Source organism: Ligilactobacillus cholophilus, assembly GCF_030389495.1.
GTDB classification, from domain to species: Bacteria; Bacillota; Bacilli; order Lactobacillales; family Lactobacillaceae; genus Ligilactobacillus; species Ligilactobacillus cholophilus.
Window position 1 is genome coordinate 353,646 of sequence record NZ_CP127832.1, and the last position, 14,218, is coordinate 367,863.

Annotated in this window: 16 protein-coding genes; 14 read left to right on the forward strand and 2 right to left on the reverse strand. The window is 30.1% G+C overall.

Going from position 1 to position 14,218, the window contains the following annotated elements; translation table 11 throughout:
• Positions 1-4 precede the first annotated feature (4 nt).
• From QPK35_RS01990 to dltD, 8 genes are all read left to right on the forward strand, one after another.
• On the forward strand, positions 5-310 hold the full coding sequence (locus QPK35_RS01990; protein ID WP_290033791.1) for a LapA family protein: 306 nt from the start codon (positions 5-7) through the stop codon (positions 308-310).
• 4 nt (positions 311-314) lie between these two features.
• Positions 315-2,636 (forward strand): single-stranded-DNA-specific exonuclease RecJ, encoded by a 2,322-nt coding sequence (gene recJ / locus QPK35_RS01995; protein WP_290033792.1) that lies wholly within the window; start codon positions 315-317, stop codon positions 2,634-2,636.
• A 24-nt stretch (positions 2,637-2,660) separates the two neighbouring features.
• The gene (locus tag QPK35_RS02000; protein ID WP_290033793.1) at positions 2,661-3,179 is read left to right on the forward strand and encodes an adenine phosphoribosyltransferase; all 519 of its coding nucleotides are present in this window, start codon (positions 2,661-2,663) and stop codon (positions 3,177-3,179) included.
• A gap of 90 nt (positions 3,180-3,269) precedes the next feature.
• Complete coding sequence (locus QPK35_RS02005) at positions 3,270-3,419, forward strand: teichoic acid D-Ala incorporation-associated protein DltX (RefSeq protein ID WP_290033794.1); 150 nt, start codon at positions 3,270-3,272, stop codon at positions 3,417-3,419.
• A 19-nt stretch (positions 3,420-3,438) separates the two neighbouring features.
• Positions 3,439-4,965 carry a D-alanine--poly(phosphoribitol) ligase subunit DltA gene (dltA, locus tag QPK35_RS02010; protein WP_290033795.1) on the forward strand — a complete coding sequence of 509 codons (1,527 nt, stop codon included), beginning with the start codon at positions 3,439-3,441 and terminating at the stop codon, positions 4,963-4,965.
• On the forward strand, positions 4,965-6,164 hold the full coding sequence (gene dltB, locus QPK35_RS02015) for a D-alanyl-lipoteichoic acid biosynthesis protein DltB (protein WP_290033796.1): 1,200 nt from the start codon (positions 4,965-4,967) through the stop codon (positions 6,162-6,164). The genes dltA and dltB overlap by 1 nt, the downstream gene beginning before the upstream one ends.
• Before the next feature lie 24 nt (positions 6,165-6,188).
• The gene (gene dltC / locus QPK35_RS02020) at positions 6,189-6,419 is read left to right on the forward strand and encodes a D-alanine--poly(phosphoribitol) ligase subunit 2 (protein WP_290033797.1); all 231 of its coding nucleotides are present in this window, start codon (positions 6,189-6,191) and stop codon (positions 6,417-6,419) included.
• Positions 6,419-7,696: a D-alanyl-lipoteichoic acid biosynthesis protein DltD gene (gene dltD / locus QPK35_RS02025; RefSeq protein WP_290033798.1), complete on the forward strand. Its 1,278-nt coding sequence runs from the start codon at positions 6,419-6,421 to the stop codon at positions 7,694-7,696. Before dltC ends, dltD begins: the two co-directional genes overlap by 1 nt.
• Positions 7,697-7,720: 24 nt before the next feature.
• On the opposite strand, the gene QPK35_RS02030 is transcribed toward dltD, so the two are convergent.
• Positions 7,721-8,632 carry an FAD:protein FMN transferase gene (locus QPK35_RS02030; RefSeq protein WP_290033799.1) on the reverse strand — a complete coding sequence of 304 codons (912 nt, stop codon included), beginning with the start codon at positions 8,630-8,632 and terminating at the stop codon, positions 7,721-7,723.
• Positions 8,633-8,641: 9 nt separating this feature from the next.
• On the reverse strand, positions 8,642-9,202 hold the full coding sequence (locus QPK35_RS02035) for a PAS domain-containing protein (RefSeq protein WP_290033800.1): 561 nt from the start codon (positions 9,200-9,202) through the stop codon (positions 8,642-8,644).
• A 175-nt stretch (positions 9,203-9,377) separates the two neighbouring features.
• Here QPK35_RS02035 and QPK35_RS02040 point away from each other — a divergent pair, with 175 nt between their 5' ends.
• From QPK35_RS02040 to QPK35_RS02065, 6 genes are all read left to right on the forward strand, one after another.
• A complete protein-coding gene (locus QPK35_RS02040) occupies positions 9,378-11,459 on the forward strand; it encodes a peptidoglycan D,D-transpeptidase FtsI family protein (protein WP_435302712.1) in 2,082 nt (693 codons plus the stop codon).
• A gap of 178 nt (positions 11,460-11,637) precedes the next feature.
• Positions 11,638-11,787 (forward strand): 50S ribosomal protein L33, encoded by a 150-nt coding sequence (gene rpmG / locus QPK35_RS02045; RefSeq protein ID WP_290033801.1) that lies wholly within the window; start codon positions 11,638-11,640, stop codon positions 11,785-11,787.
• A gap of 111 nt (positions 11,788-11,898) precedes the next feature.
• Positions 11,899-12,552, forward strand: coding sequence for a rhomboid family intramembrane serine protease (locus QPK35_RS02050; protein WP_435302718.1), 654 nt, complete (start codon positions 11,899-11,901; stop codon positions 12,550-12,552).
• A gap of 26 nt (positions 12,553-12,578) precedes the next feature.
• Positions 12,579-12,797, forward strand: a complete 219-nt coding sequence (locus QPK35_RS02055; RefSeq protein ID WP_290033803.1) for a YqgQ family protein — start codon at positions 12,579-12,581, stop codon at positions 12,795-12,797.
• A 12-nt stretch (positions 12,798-12,809) separates the two neighbouring features.
• Positions 12,810-13,772: an ROK family glucokinase gene (locus QPK35_RS02060; protein WP_290033805.1), complete on the forward strand. Its 963-nt coding sequence runs from the start codon at positions 12,810-12,812 to the stop codon at positions 13,770-13,772.
• 20 nt (positions 13,773-13,792) lie between these two features.
• Positions 13,793-14,200, forward strand: coding sequence for a rhodanese-like domain-containing protein (locus QPK35_RS02065; protein ID WP_290033806.1), 408 nt, complete (start codon positions 13,793-13,795; stop codon positions 14,198-14,200).
• Positions 14,201-14,218: the final 18 nt, after the last annotated feature.

A 14,218-nucleotide genomic window follows, 5' to 3' on the forward strand; every position in this document is an offset into this window, starting at 1 on the left:
CAAAGTGAAAAAGAAATTAAGTTTATTTGGAGTAGTTATTTTAGTGTTAGCTGTAACAATTTTTTCAGTTTTAAATATGCAAAGTGTAGCAGTTAACTTTTTTAGTTTGAAAGTTAGAATGCCATTGGTATTATTAATTATTTGTTCTGTAATTGTTGGAATTGTCATTACATCATTATTTTCAACTGTTGCTTCATTCAAACATAAACGAAAAATTAAAACTTTAAACAATGAAGTAGCAAGTTTAAAAAAACAAGTTCAAGAAAAAGTTGAAGATAAAAAAGTTATTGAAGATAAAAAGGAAGAGTAATTAATTGATTGATTCACAATATAAATGGGATTATCTTTGCGATAATTTAGATCATGATGAATTAAATAGATTAGAAAAAGAAACAAAATTATCACCTATACTTGTTAAAATTTTAGTCGAACGTGGATTTAAGACAGTAGACGAAATTAATAATTTCTTACATCCTAATGAAAATGACATTCATTCCCCATTTGATTTGCATGATATGCAAAAAGCTGTTGACCGTATTCAAGAAGCAATTATGAATGGAGAAAAGGTTGTTATTTATGGCGATTATGATGCAGATGGAATTACTAGTACTGCAATAATGTATGAAACTCTTCTCGAATTAGGTGCAGATGTTTCATATTATGTTCCAGATCGTTTTAAAGATGGTTATGGTCCTGATTTAGATCAGTATAAAAGATTAAAAAATGATGGAATGCAATTATTAATAACTGTTGATAATGGAGTTTCTGGATTTGATGAAATAAAATATTTAAATGCTCAAGGAATTGATGTAATTGTAACTGATCACCATGAAATTCCTCAAGAATTACCACCAGCATTTGCAATTGTTCATCCAGATTATCCTGGAAGTAATTATCCTTTTAAAGGATTAGCAGGTGTAGGTGTTGCATTTAAAGTTGCCTGCGCATTGTTAGAAGAAATTCCAGAAGATTTGTTAGATTTGGTTGCAATTGGAACTGTGGCTGATGTAATGCCATTAGTAGATGAAAATCGAATATTAGTTAGATATGGATTGCAAGCATTACAAATGACAAATCGACCTGGGTTATTATGCTTGTATGATGTTGCTGGTATTAAACCAAATAAAATTGATGCTGATACAATTGGGTTTGCTTTAGCACCAAGATTAAATGCTTTAGGTAGAATAAAGGATGCGTCTTTAGGAGTTAGATTATTAACTACATTAGATGAAGAAGAGGCTGCAAGTTTAGCAAAACAAACACAAAAATATAACGAAGAACGTCAAAGTTTCGTTAATGAAATAATGCAACAATGTCAGCAACAATTACTTTCTGAAAAGACACATTTAGTTAATATCATAAAGGGTAAAGGCTGGCATGAAGGCGTTTTAGGAATCGTTGCAAGTCGAATTGCTGAACAAACAAAAAAGCCAACGATTGTATTAACAAAAGTAGAAAATGGTATTTATAAGGGATCAGGTCGTTCAGTTAATGGATTTGATTTGTTTAAAGCTTTTGATGGGCATCGTGACTTATTTGAAAGTTTTGGTGGGCATCAAATGGCATGTGGTTTGTCAATTAGTGAAGAGAAAATATCTTCATTACAAGTGATTTCAGATCAAGAAGCAAGAAATCAAGATTTTGATGTTAATAAAAAAGAAACTATAGATATTACTGATAGGTTAGTTTCTACAGATATTTCATTGAATTTAATTAATGAAATTGAAAAACTATCGCCTTTTGGGATGCAGAATAATCGACCAATTTTTGAATTTGAAAATTTAAATGGTGCGAATTTAAAAATAATGGGAACAAATCAAGAACACTATCGCATCGATTTTAAAGCAAATAATCAAAATATCTCAGCCGTTAAATTTAACGTTTCAATGAAAGAAATTGAAATGCTAAAAAATTGTAATATAAACAATATTAAAGTGGTGGGTGAATTAGGAACCAACGAATGGCACGGAAAAACTTCAATTCAAATAAGGATTAAAGATATTAAAGAGGTAGAAAATCAACAAGAGAAATTTATTGATGCACGTGTGAAAAAATTAACGCAAAATATGTTTAAAGAAGATATTCTATATGGATTTTTTAATAAAAAAATTCAGAATAAAGTAATGCAAACACTGCATCATCCAATACAGTCAGTTTTATTGCGTGAAGATCAAAGTATTGATCAAGACAAAATTGTAATTGTTGATTGTCCTGACTCGTTAGAATTATTTGAAAATGTACTTTCAAACTTGCATGTTGACCAAATTGTATTAAAATGTTATTCGCAGCACAATTTAAATTATATGTCATTACCAACACATGAAGATTTTGTAAAGCTTTATCGTTTTACTAGTACTCATCAGAATATCAATTTAAATACAGATTTAGATAAACTTTCTTTATATTTAAATTTTGATAAAGAACAATTAGTTTTTATGATAAAGGTGTTTTTTGAGGTTGGATTTGTTAAAATTGATAAGGGATTACTTACCGGAACACCCCAAAATAAACACGTTGATTTAGAACAAACAGAAGTATATCAAAAAAGATTATCTCAAATAGAGGTTGAAGAAAAATTAATTCGATTAAACACAAATGATTTATTGAATTGGTTGAATAAATTAATAGAAGATTAGTTAAGTTATTAAAGGAGATAAACAATGACTTTAGATTTACACAATTATGTAGCAACTATTCCAGATTATCCAGAAAAGGGTGTTTTATTTCGTGATATTTCACCATTAATGGCAAATGGAGAAGCTTATCATCAAGCAACTGATCAAATTGTTCAATTTGCTCGAGATAAGGGTGTTGAAATGATTGTTGGACCTGAAGCACGTGGCTTCATTATTGGATGCCCAGTTGCTTTTGAATTAGGAGTGGGTTTTGCACCTGCACGTAAAAAAGGTAAATTACCACGCGAAACTGTAAAAGCTGAGTATGATTTAGAATATGGAAAATCAGCGTTATACATGCATAAAGATGCGATTAAGCCTGGTCAAAAAGTATTAGTAACAGATGATTTATTGGCAACTGGCGGGACAATTAGTGCAACAATTGATTTAGTTGAACAATTAGGTGGAATTGTTGTTGGTTGTGCATTTATCATTGAATTACAAGATTTGCATGGACGTGACAAAATTAAAGGATATGATATGTTGAGTTTGATGGAGTATTAATTGCTATTAGTAAATACTTTAAGTATAATTAATATTATTTAATGCCATGATTTTATCGTGGCTTTTTATATTAATGCTAGGAGGCTAATCATGAAAGAAAAGTTACGTGCATTTTGGAAAAATAAGTGGGTACGTTTTACTGCGCGTACAATTTTTTATTTTGTGATTTTATTTGCTCTGGTATATTTATACAGTTATAGCGGAGTCAATCAACCACACTATATATATAATGAATTTTAATTTGGGAGACGTGATGTAAATGGAACGTAATATAATTGTCACAATTGATGATTTTGCTGTAAAACATCCAGATAAAAATGTATATAATTATTTAGACAATATCAATACATATGGTGATTTAAAAAAATATTCAGATGCGTTAGCTGATTATTTAATTAATTTAAATTTACCAAAAGATCAACCAATTGTTGTATTTGGTGGTCAAACATTCCAAATGATTGCAACTTTTTTAGGAGTTGTAAAGTCTGGCCATGCATATATTCCTGTTGATACAAATTCATCAATTTCAAGAATTAAATCAATTGATGAAATTGGGAATCCTGCTATTTATATTCAAGTTGAAGATTTACCTGCAGAATTTAAACCAGATAAAACAATTTCTAAAAAAGAATTAAATGATATTTTTGTTCATGGAACTTTTTCAGAAGAAATTAAAAGTGATAATTTTGTAAATGGTAATGATACTTTTTATATTATTTTTACTTCAGGAACAACAGGTAAACCTAAGGGAGTTCAAATTAGTCATGATAATTTAACTAGTTATATTGACTGGATGCATTCTGATGATTTTGATATTAAACCTGGTGGAATTTGTTTATCACAGGCACCATATTCCTTTGATTTATCAGTAATGGATTTATATCCAACATTAACAACTGGTGGTGAATTAGCTGTATTACCTAAAAAAACAACTGAGAATTTTAAAGAGTTGTTTGAAGTTTTACCTAAACTTCATATTAATGAATGGGTATCAACACCATCCTTTATGGATATTTGTTTATTACAACCAACATTTGATGAAACTCATATGCCTGAATTATCTCACTTTTTGTTCTGTGGTGAGGAATTAACTCATACTACAGCAGCTAATTTGAAAAAGAGATTTCCGCATGCTCGTATATTTAATACATATGGACCAACAGAAGCAACAGTTGCAGTAACACAAGTTGAAATTACAGATCAAATTTTAGAAGATTATCAACGGTTACCTATTGGTATGCCTAAAAAGGATACTCAAATCATGTTAATTAATGATGATTTGGAAGAAGCAGATGCTGAGGGCGAAATTGTAATTGTCGGTCCTAGTGTATCAAAGGGATATATTAACAATCCTGAAAAAACAGCAAATGCATTTATGAAAATCCAAGATATGCCAGCATATAGAACAGGTGATCTTGGTGAATTTGATGAAAATGGACAATTATTATATAAAGGCCGCTTAGATTTCCAAGTTAAATTACATGGATTTAGAATTGAATTAGAAGATGTGGATCATCATTTAAATCAAGTAAGTTTGATTTCACAAGCTACAACAGTTCCAAAATATGATAAAAATAATAAGGTTAACCAATTAATTGCATATATCGTTCCTGAAGAAAATGATTTTGAAGACGATTTTAAGTTAACACAGGCAATAAAAAAGGAATTACAAGAAATTATGATGTCATATATGATGCCACAAAGATTTGTATATGTTGATTCATTACCTTTAACTCCAAACGGTAAAATTGATCGTAAATCACTAATGAAAGAGGTCAACAAATAATGTTGAATATGCAACCATATCAAGATCCTTGGTATTTTATATTACTTTCAATTGGCTTATTGCCAATAATGATTGGATTACTTTATGGTAAAAGATTTAATACATATCAGACAGTAATTTCAATTGCATTTTTATGGCTAACTTTTGGTGGAATTAAATGGCATCAAGGAATTGCATTAATTGCTTATGTTATTTTTGAATTATTGTTAATTGCTTGGTATTTTAAATATCGTCAAAAAAATAATAAAACATGGGTATTTTGTCTTGCGGTAATTTTAGCTATTTTACCGTTAGTCATTGTCAAAATAACTCCTGCAATTGACTTTGGAAGAGAATCGATTATTGGATTTTTAGGAATCAGTTATTTAACATTTAAAGTTGTTGGAATGATAATGGAAATTCGTGATGGAATGATTAAAAAGTTTGATTTATGGACAACTTTTCAATTTATTATCTTTTTCCCAACGATTTCATCTGGACCAATTGATCGTTATCGTCGTTTTGAAAAAGATTTTAAATCAATTCCAGAACGTGAAAAATATACAGAAATGCTTGGTAAGGCAGTACATTATATCTTTTTAGGATTTATGTACAAATTCTTACTTTCTTATTTCTTTGGAGAAATACTATTACCTAAGGTTGCCCATTTAGCTTTAGCACATGGTGGTTGGTCAGTATGGACCTTTGCATATGGATATGTTTATGCCATGGATCTATTCTTTGATTTTGCAGGGTATAGTTTATTTGCAGTCGCAACCAGTTATGTAATGGGAATTGAAACTCCAATGAACTTTAATAAACCATTTATTTCACATAATGTAAAAGACTTCTGGAATAGATGGCATATGACGTTGTCATTCTGGTTTAGAGATTACATTTACATGAGACTTGTTTTCTTCATGATGAAGAAAAGAATATTAAAAAGTAGAATCTCAATGGCTAATATAGGTTATCTAACATTATTCCTTATTATGGGATTCTGGCATGGATTAACTTGGTATTATATTGCATATGGTTTATTCCAAGGGTTTGCAATGATTATCTGTGATGCATGGCAAAGATTTAAGAAGAAGCACCGTAAATATATTCCACACAATAAATTTACAGAATGTTTTGCAATCTTCTTAACATTTAATGTTATCTGTTTTAGTCTCTTGATTTTCTCAGGATTCTTAAATACACTATTTGTTGTACATTAATAAATAAAAGTGAGGTTATATAAAATGAAAGATCAAGTATTAGAAATTTTAGCAGATGTTACAGGCAGTGACGAAGTAAAGAAAGATTTAGACGTAAATATTTTTGAAACTGGCTTATTAGATTCAATGGGTACGGTACAATTTTTACTTGAACTACAAAATCAATTAGGCGTAGATGTTCCTGTTTCTGAATTTGATCGTTCAGAATGGGAAACACCAAATAAAATTATTGCGAAAGTTGAAAGCATGAAATAATGAAACTCAAAAATAAACTTTTTCAAATATTTGGACCTATAGTTGTAGCTGCGGTTCTATTGATTGCTTTATTAATTTCACCATTTAATTTCAGAAGTTTTAATAAAAAAGTAATTCAGGAAGCAGCAGTTTCTCAATCTACTAACGTTTTTAAAGGAACAGCTATTAAGAAAAAGGCTTTAGAAGAAGGATATGTCCCATTCATGGGATCTTCTGAATTATCACGAATGGATCCAATGCATCCATCTGTACTTGCAGAAAAATACAATCGAAATTATCGTCCTTTTTTATTGGGAGCAGCAGGTTCGCAATCACTCTCTCAATTTTGGGGAATGCAAGGGATAAATAAGCAATTAAAAAATAAAAAAGTAGTTTTTATTATTTCACCACAATGGTTCGTTAAAGATGGAATAAATAAGAATGCTTTTGCAATGTATTATTCCAATTTGCAAGCAGTTACGTGGTTAAAGTCAGCTCAAGATACTTTAATGGATCGTTATGCAGCACGACGATTACTTGATATGCCATCTGCACATAATGATAAATTAATTGAGCAATGTCTTCTTCAAGTTGCTGCTGGACAAGAGTTAACATCTTCAGAAAAAATTTATTTAGATTTAAAATATAATGAATTAAAACATGAAGATCAGTTATTCTCAACGATTGGTATGTCTGATCGTGTTGAAAAAATAAACAAGGCAGCTGAGCAACTCCCATCTACATATAATTATCAAGAATTAGATAATATTGCTTACCATATGGGAGTAGATGGAACAACAAATAATAAGTTTAATATTAAGAACTCTTTCTATAGTAATCGATTAAAGAAACAAATTGGAAAATTAAAGAATGAGCAATCAAACTTTAATTATGTATCTTCTCCAGAATTTGGAGATTTTCAATTAGTATTAAATCAATTTGCAAAAAATAATACAGACGTGTTATTTATTATTCCACCAGTAAATGCAAAATGGGCTAAGTATACTGGCTTGAAGATGTCAATGATTGATCAATTTAATAAGAAAATTAAGTATCAATTACAAAGCCAAGGATTTAATAATATTGTAGATTTAACTAAAGATGGTGAGAAGCCATACTTTATGGAAGATACAATACATTTAGGTTGGCGTGGTTGGCTAAAAGTTGATAAGTATGTAAATCCATTTTTAACTGAAAAGCAACCTGAACCTAAATATCATATTAATAACTATTTCTATAATGAAAGTTGGCATAAGATGCAAGGAGACAAACTTGATCAATTCTTAGCTAATCATTAGTTATTAAACAAGAGATGTGATAACTCACATCTCTTGTTTTTTTATAAATTCGTTAATTGTATGATCTTTATATACAAAAATTGATCGTAATAGACTAGGATTGAAATTTGTAATTTTGTTATTAAAAAATAATCGGCTAGATTCAATTTCACCTGCAAGTGAAGTTGTACAAAAGACAGTTACAGACATTAAATTAGTTGAATAGGGGAAACCAGTTTTAGAGTCTAAAATATGGTGAAATGTTTTTCCATTTTTAATAAATTGTCGTTCATAAATACCAGATGTTACAACAGAGCAGGGAGGAGTGATAACATTCTTAATTGCTTCTCCTCTTTTTTTCCATGGATCTTGAATGCCAATTCGCCATAATCCATCACTATGTAAGGGACAATTACCAATTAATAATAAATTTCCGCCTAAATTTATTATTCCTGATTTAATGCCATAACTTTGCCATAGATTTTTTAAGCGATCAGCTATATATCCTTTTCCGATAGCGCCTAAATCTAATTGCATATTTTTTCGTTTTAAATAAACATTATTGTTTGACAAAATTTCAATATCTTCAGGATTTATTATTTTTTTTAATTTTTCAATTTCGTTTGGAAATGGAATTTTAGCGTTTCGTGTTCCAATATCCCATGCTTTTACTAATGGACCGATTGCAACATTAAATCCAAAATTTTGTAGACTTATTTCTTTTGATATCTTTATTAAATCGTATGTTGGATCAGAAACTTTAACTGCTTTTTTTCCTGAATTCAAATTAAGTTTACTGATTTCAGAATCGTTTTTATAAATTGAAAAAATCTTATCATAGTAATTAACAATTTTTTTTGCTGGTTCAAAAATCACTTTCGATTGTTTATTGAAAACTGTAAAAGAAACATTAGTACCTAATGCTCTAAAAGAGTAATTATATGTTTTTATGCTCATAATCTCTCCTTAAATTTCAGATGCCCCGGAAATTGCATCACTATCAGTGTCAGAATTTAAATCTAAAATGTCTTGTTCTACCATTTTGCGGTATTTTTCTTGATTTTTATCACTGTAATGAAAACTTGATTCTTGGTTTGTATCTAAATTTTTATTTTGTGATTCTATGAAGCCACCGTATCTATATTTATCAATTAATCCAGTAATGTTTTCTGTAATTTGCATACATCCTAGATAATGTTTTTTATTATCTTTGATGCTAACTAATTTTAAATTGAAATATTGATCATCTACTTTCAATGCACGTTCAAATTGATCCATTTTATTGTGACGAAACCTTTCCAATATATCAAACATAGATGGTAAATTTGTAAAGTCTAATTGAGAATTAACTTTTTCTCCAATTTTATAATTATTTGAGAGTGGATTGATAACAAATTTTAAATGGCCTGTTTGATCTATAAAACGAATTTCAATTGGTAATCCTTCAAGAATAAAATTGAGTTTTTTAATATCAATTTTTCCATGTATCATTTTAAATTCATTCTCTATATGATTATTGTCATTCATATTTAGTACCTCATATTAAATAAAAATTCACACAATGTTAATTGAATATCAATGGTCGCAATTGTTGTTTTGTGATACCATATATTAGGTATAGTATCGAAATTATCATATGCTAGTTTTGTGATAATTTCAATTAATTATTAATTTGAAGATGATTAAGTGACGGTGAAACCTTTTGAAAATTTTTAAAAAGAAGCATAATTTGCCTCAAAATACACATGGTACCCATGATACCAATAGTATCCCCTTTAGATTAAACTTTTTGTTTGTAATTGTATTTTTGCTTTTTGCAGCATTAATTATTCAATTAGCACATTTACAAATTATCGATGGGAAAAAATATGCATATGAAGCAGCTAATAGTAATATGCAGACAGAGACTAAAAATGTTCCGCGTGGGATGATTTATGATTCTTCTGGAAAATTATTAGTTTCTAATAATGCAACAACTGCTATTACATATACTAAGCCATTATCGGTTACTTCAAATCAAATGTATCAAGTAGCAAATAATTTAGTTAACTATATAACTGTGGATACATCCCAATTAACAGATAATATGAAAGAAGCATATTATTTAGGTAACACTGAAAATGAAGAAAAAGTTCAAAAACATATTAAAGATGCAAATTCAGTTACTGGTTCAAAATTATATGATGAAGAACTTGAATATGTCGAAAAGCATAATTTAGCAAGTGATTTATCTCCAAAACAACAGCAAGCAGCTGTTTTATATAATAAAATGAACAGTGCCTATTCTTTATCTACGATTATGCTAAAATCTTCAGATGTATCTGACGTTGAAATGGCTCAAGTTGGTGCCCATTTGTCTGATTTACCTGGAGTTAAAATTGGAACAAATTGGACACGTGATTATCCAAATGGAGAATCAATTAAAAGTATTGTTGGTACTGTAACAACCGAAAAACAGGGACTTCCAAGTGATCAAATTAATTCTTTATTAGCAAAGGGATACTCGAGAAATGATAGTATTGGTTCAAGTTATATTGAATCTCAATATGAAGATATCTTAAAGGGTGATAAAGAAGTTATCAAGGTGGAAACACAAAATAATAAGATTAAAAAAGAAATTAAACAATATGGTGGAAGTTCTGGCGATGATATTCAATTGACAATTAATGCTAAATTCCAGGAAGAAGTTCAAAATATTATTAAGAACTTGGAAAATAGTGTAGCTTCATCCAATCCATATGTTCCAGGCGCATATGCTGTTGTTATGAATCCTAATACAGGTGCTGTATATGCATTAGCTGGTGTTAGTCGTGATGTGAAAACTGGAAAAGTAACTGATAATGCCATTGGTGCAATTAATCAGACATATGTAATGGGATCAGTCGTTAAAGGTGCGATGGTAATGGGGGCTCTTGAAGAAGGAGTTATTACACCTACGAATAATACTTTGGAAGAACAACCAATTAAGTTAGCTGGTACTGCAGATAAAACATCTTGGTTTAATAAAAACGGTTCAGCTAATATGCCATTAACAGCTCAAGAAGCCTTAGAAGTATCTTCTAACACATATATGATGCAATTAGTATTAAAAGAAGCAGGATTAACATATCATTCTGGAATGTCACTTTCAGGAATGTCGACTTCAATTTTTGATAAAATGAGAAATAACTTTAAACAATATGGTTTAGGAGTTAAAACAGGAATTGATATTCCAGGTGAGTCTGCTGGATTTGAAGGACCATCAACTAAGTCTGATATTGGTAAGGCACTTGACTTGTCATTTGGTAACTATGATTCATATACGACATTGCAATTAGCACAATATATATCTACCATTGCAAATGGTGGTTATCGTTTGCAACCACATGTACTTGATTCTGTTCATAAGAGTGGTTCAAATGGAAAGATGGGGCAAACACTATATCAATTTATGCCTAATGTTTTAAATGTAGTAAGTGGGACATCTGCAGAGTGGAATGTTGTTAAAACAGGTTTATATGATGTTGTTCATGGAAATAATCAATATATAACTGGTAAATATTTAGCAGATGTTAAACCAGAGGTCGCAGCTAAAACTGGTACAGCACAAACTTATTATGGAAATACTGAAACTGAAACTTTAAGTGCGGTTTCATACGCTCCATATAATAATCCACAAGTTGCTATCGCAGTAGCATTCCCAGGAATGGCTGCAGATACGAAGAATAAGGTTAACTTGCAAGCTGTTGAACAAATTTATAGTGCATATTGGAAGTATGTGCAATCAAGTGATGGATTTAAATAATAATATAAAAGAGATCAGTTATTCTGATCTCTTTTTTTGTAAAACAATCCTGTCAAGGAATTTTCCTTAACAAATCACAAAAAAATCTGGAATTATTAATTGAAAAATGTTATCATATTATCGTTGAAGAGATTAAACCTTTTTATTTAGATAGAATTATTAGTTGGAGGTCAGTTCAATGCGTGTAAATATTACATTAGAATGCACTGAATGTGGTGAACAAACATATTTATCAAACAAAAATAAACGTAATAATCCAGATCGTTTAGAATTAAAGAAGTATTGCCCACGTTGCCACAAAGTGACATTGCATCGTGAAACAAAATAACAACAGGACTAAAAACCTGTTGTTTTTCTTTTAAAACTCATCCCGGTTAAGGGATGTTTTATTATCTGATGATATGTAATCGGTGTCATGTTATTAGGAGGAAAACAAGTGATAAATAAACAGTCAAAAGTAACAGTGATATTGATAGCAATTAATATTATCATTTTTTTGCTAATGACAATTGACGGAGGCTCAACTTCAGCAAATGTTTTGATTTCATTTGGTGCGAAAGATAATTTATTAATTGCTGATGGACAATTTTGGCGTTTATTTACCGCAATGTTCTTACATATCGGATTTCAACATATTGTACTCAATATGGTAACCTTGTACTTTTTAGGCTCTCAGATTGAATATATTTTTGGATCAATACGATTTTTAATTATATATTTAATTAGTGGAATTGGTGGAAATATAGTGAGTTTTGCTTTAAGTCCTTCTATTTCTGCAGGAGCTAGTACAGCAATTTTCGGATTATTTGGAGCTTATCTTGCTTTGGGTTTAGAATTTAAACAAAATCCTTATATACAAACTGTTGCTAAGCAATTTTTTATTTTAGTAATATTAAATTTAATTAGTGATTTATCTGGATCAATCGATATTTGGGGACATATAGGAGGACTTATTACTGGTTTCTTATTAGCATTTATTGTGGGAGTTCCTCAATTAGGGAAAATTAAATCATCTAAAAGATGGTTAGCAGGTATAACGGTAATTTTATTGTTTTCTGTATTTTATTCGATTGGGTTAAATAACATTTACTAAAAGCAGATAAGAAGGAGATGTTTCTAGTGCGAACCTATTATGATGTACAGCAATATCTTAAACAATTTGGCGTTTTTATATATGTCGGAAAAAGATTATGGGATATTGAACTAACAGCTATTGAGTTGGATCATTTATATAAAGCAGGCGTAATTGAAAAAAAGACTTATTTAACTGCTAAAATGGTTTTAGAAAAGGAACATCGTGAAGAATTAAAGCGTGAAGAAGCAAAACAAAATAATTAGGAGGAACTTCAAATGGACAAGAAATTAATTGGCGTAGATCTTGGTGGTACAACAATTAAATTTGCAATTATGACAACTGAAGGAGAAATCCAACAACGTTGGAGTATTGAAACAAATATTTTAGATGAAGGAACACATATTATTCCAGATATTATTGAATCAATTAATCATCATTTAGCAATGTATGATATGAAACCTGATCAATTTGTGGGAATTGGAATGGGAACACCAGGAACTGTAAATATTGAAAAAGGAACAGTTGTTGGTGCATACAATTTGAATTGGAAAACAGTTCAAAATGTTAAAGAAGAAATTGAAAAGGGAACTGGAATTAAGTTTACAGTTGATAACGATGCTAATGTAGCAGCACTTGGTGAACGTTGGAAGGGTGCTGGTGAAAATGCAGATGATGTTGTATTTATTACGTTAGGTACTGGTGTAGGCGGTGGAATAGTTACAAATGGTAGCTTAGTTCACGGCATGGGCGCTGGTGGTGAAGTTGGCCATATTAATGTTCATCCTGGTGGTTATTTATGTACATGTGGTAATCGTGGTTGTTTGGAAACATACGCATCAGCTACTGGTGTGGTTCGTGTTGCACGCGATATGGCAGAAGAATATGCAGGCAATTCTAAATTAAAACAAATGACTGATGATGGTGAAGAAGTTACATCTAAGTTGGTATTTGATTTAGCTAAAGACAATGATCCTTTGGCAAAAATGGTAGTTGATCGCGTATGTAACTATCTAGGTTTAGCATGTGCAAACTTAGCAAGTGTATTAAATCCATCTGCAATTGTAATTGGTGGCGGTGTTTCAGCTGCTGGAGACTTTTTATTAGATCAAGTAAAGAATTACTTTAATGAATATTCTTTCCCAACAGTTAAGGACTCAACTGAAGTTAAGTTAGCTCAATTAGGTAACGAAGCTGGTGTAATTGGTGCTGGCTCACTTGCATTAAAATTTAACGATTAATTTGAAGGGAGTTCTTATAAGTGCTTTTAGGTAAAACTAACTCAGTGTTATTTTGGGTAGATCTTATTTTAATTATCATTTTAGCTTGGATCATTATTAATCAAATTGTGATCTTTGTTCGTAGTAGACGTGCTGCAAAATTAATTGATAATGAAACATTAAAAGAAAATATGCATCATGCACAAATTGTTGATGTTCGTGAAGAAGATTCATTTAAAGCTGGGCATATTTTAGGAGCACGTAATATTCCTTTTTCACAATTTAAGTTATATATGAGTGGCTTACGTAAGGATATGCCAATTTATTTATATGAACAAGGAAAGGCATTAAGTTTACGTTGTGCAATTATGTTAAAAAAAGCTGGCTACAATAACATCTTTGTTTTAAAAGGTGGATATAATAAGTGGGACGGTAAAAAGAAAAAATAATTGGTAATATTTAAATAA

Coding starts and splice junctions, on each gene's coding strand:
- QPK35_RS02000 (WP_290033793.1), top strand. CDS start 2,661: ATGACTTTAGATTTACACAATTATGTAGCAACTATTCCAGATTATCCA.
- QPK35_RS02030 (WP_290033799.1), bottom strand. CDS start 8,632: ATGAGCATAAAAACATATAATTACTCTTTTAGAGCATTAGGTACTAAT.
- QPK35_RS02005 (WP_290033794.1), top strand. CDS start 3,270: ATGAAAGAAAAGTTACGTGCATTTTGGAAAAATAAGTGGGTACGTTTT.
- QPK35_RS02060 (WP_290033805.1), top strand. CDS start 12,810: ATGGACAAGAAATTAATTGGCGTAGATCTTGGTGGTACAACAATTAAA.
- dltA (WP_290033795.1), top strand. CDS start 3,439: ATGGAACGTAATATAATTGTCACAATTGATGATTTTGCTGTAAAACAT.
- QPK35_RS02035 (WP_290033800.1), bottom strand. CDS start 9,202: ATGAATGACAATAATCATATAGAGAATGAATTTAAAATGATACATGGA.
- dltC (WP_290033797.1), top strand. CDS start 6,189: ATGAAAGATCAAGTATTAGAAATTTTAGCAGATGTTACAGGCAGTGAC.
- dltB (WP_290033796.1), top strand. CDS start 4,965: ATGTTGAATATGCAACCATATCAAGATCCTTGGTATTTTATATTACTT.
- rpmG (WP_290033801.1), top strand. CDS start 11,638: ATGCGTGTAAATATTACATTAGAATGCACTGAATGTGGTGAACAAACA.
- dltD (WP_290033798.1), top strand. CDS start 6,419: ATGAAACTCAAAAATAAACTTTTTCAAATATTTGGACCTATAGTTGTA.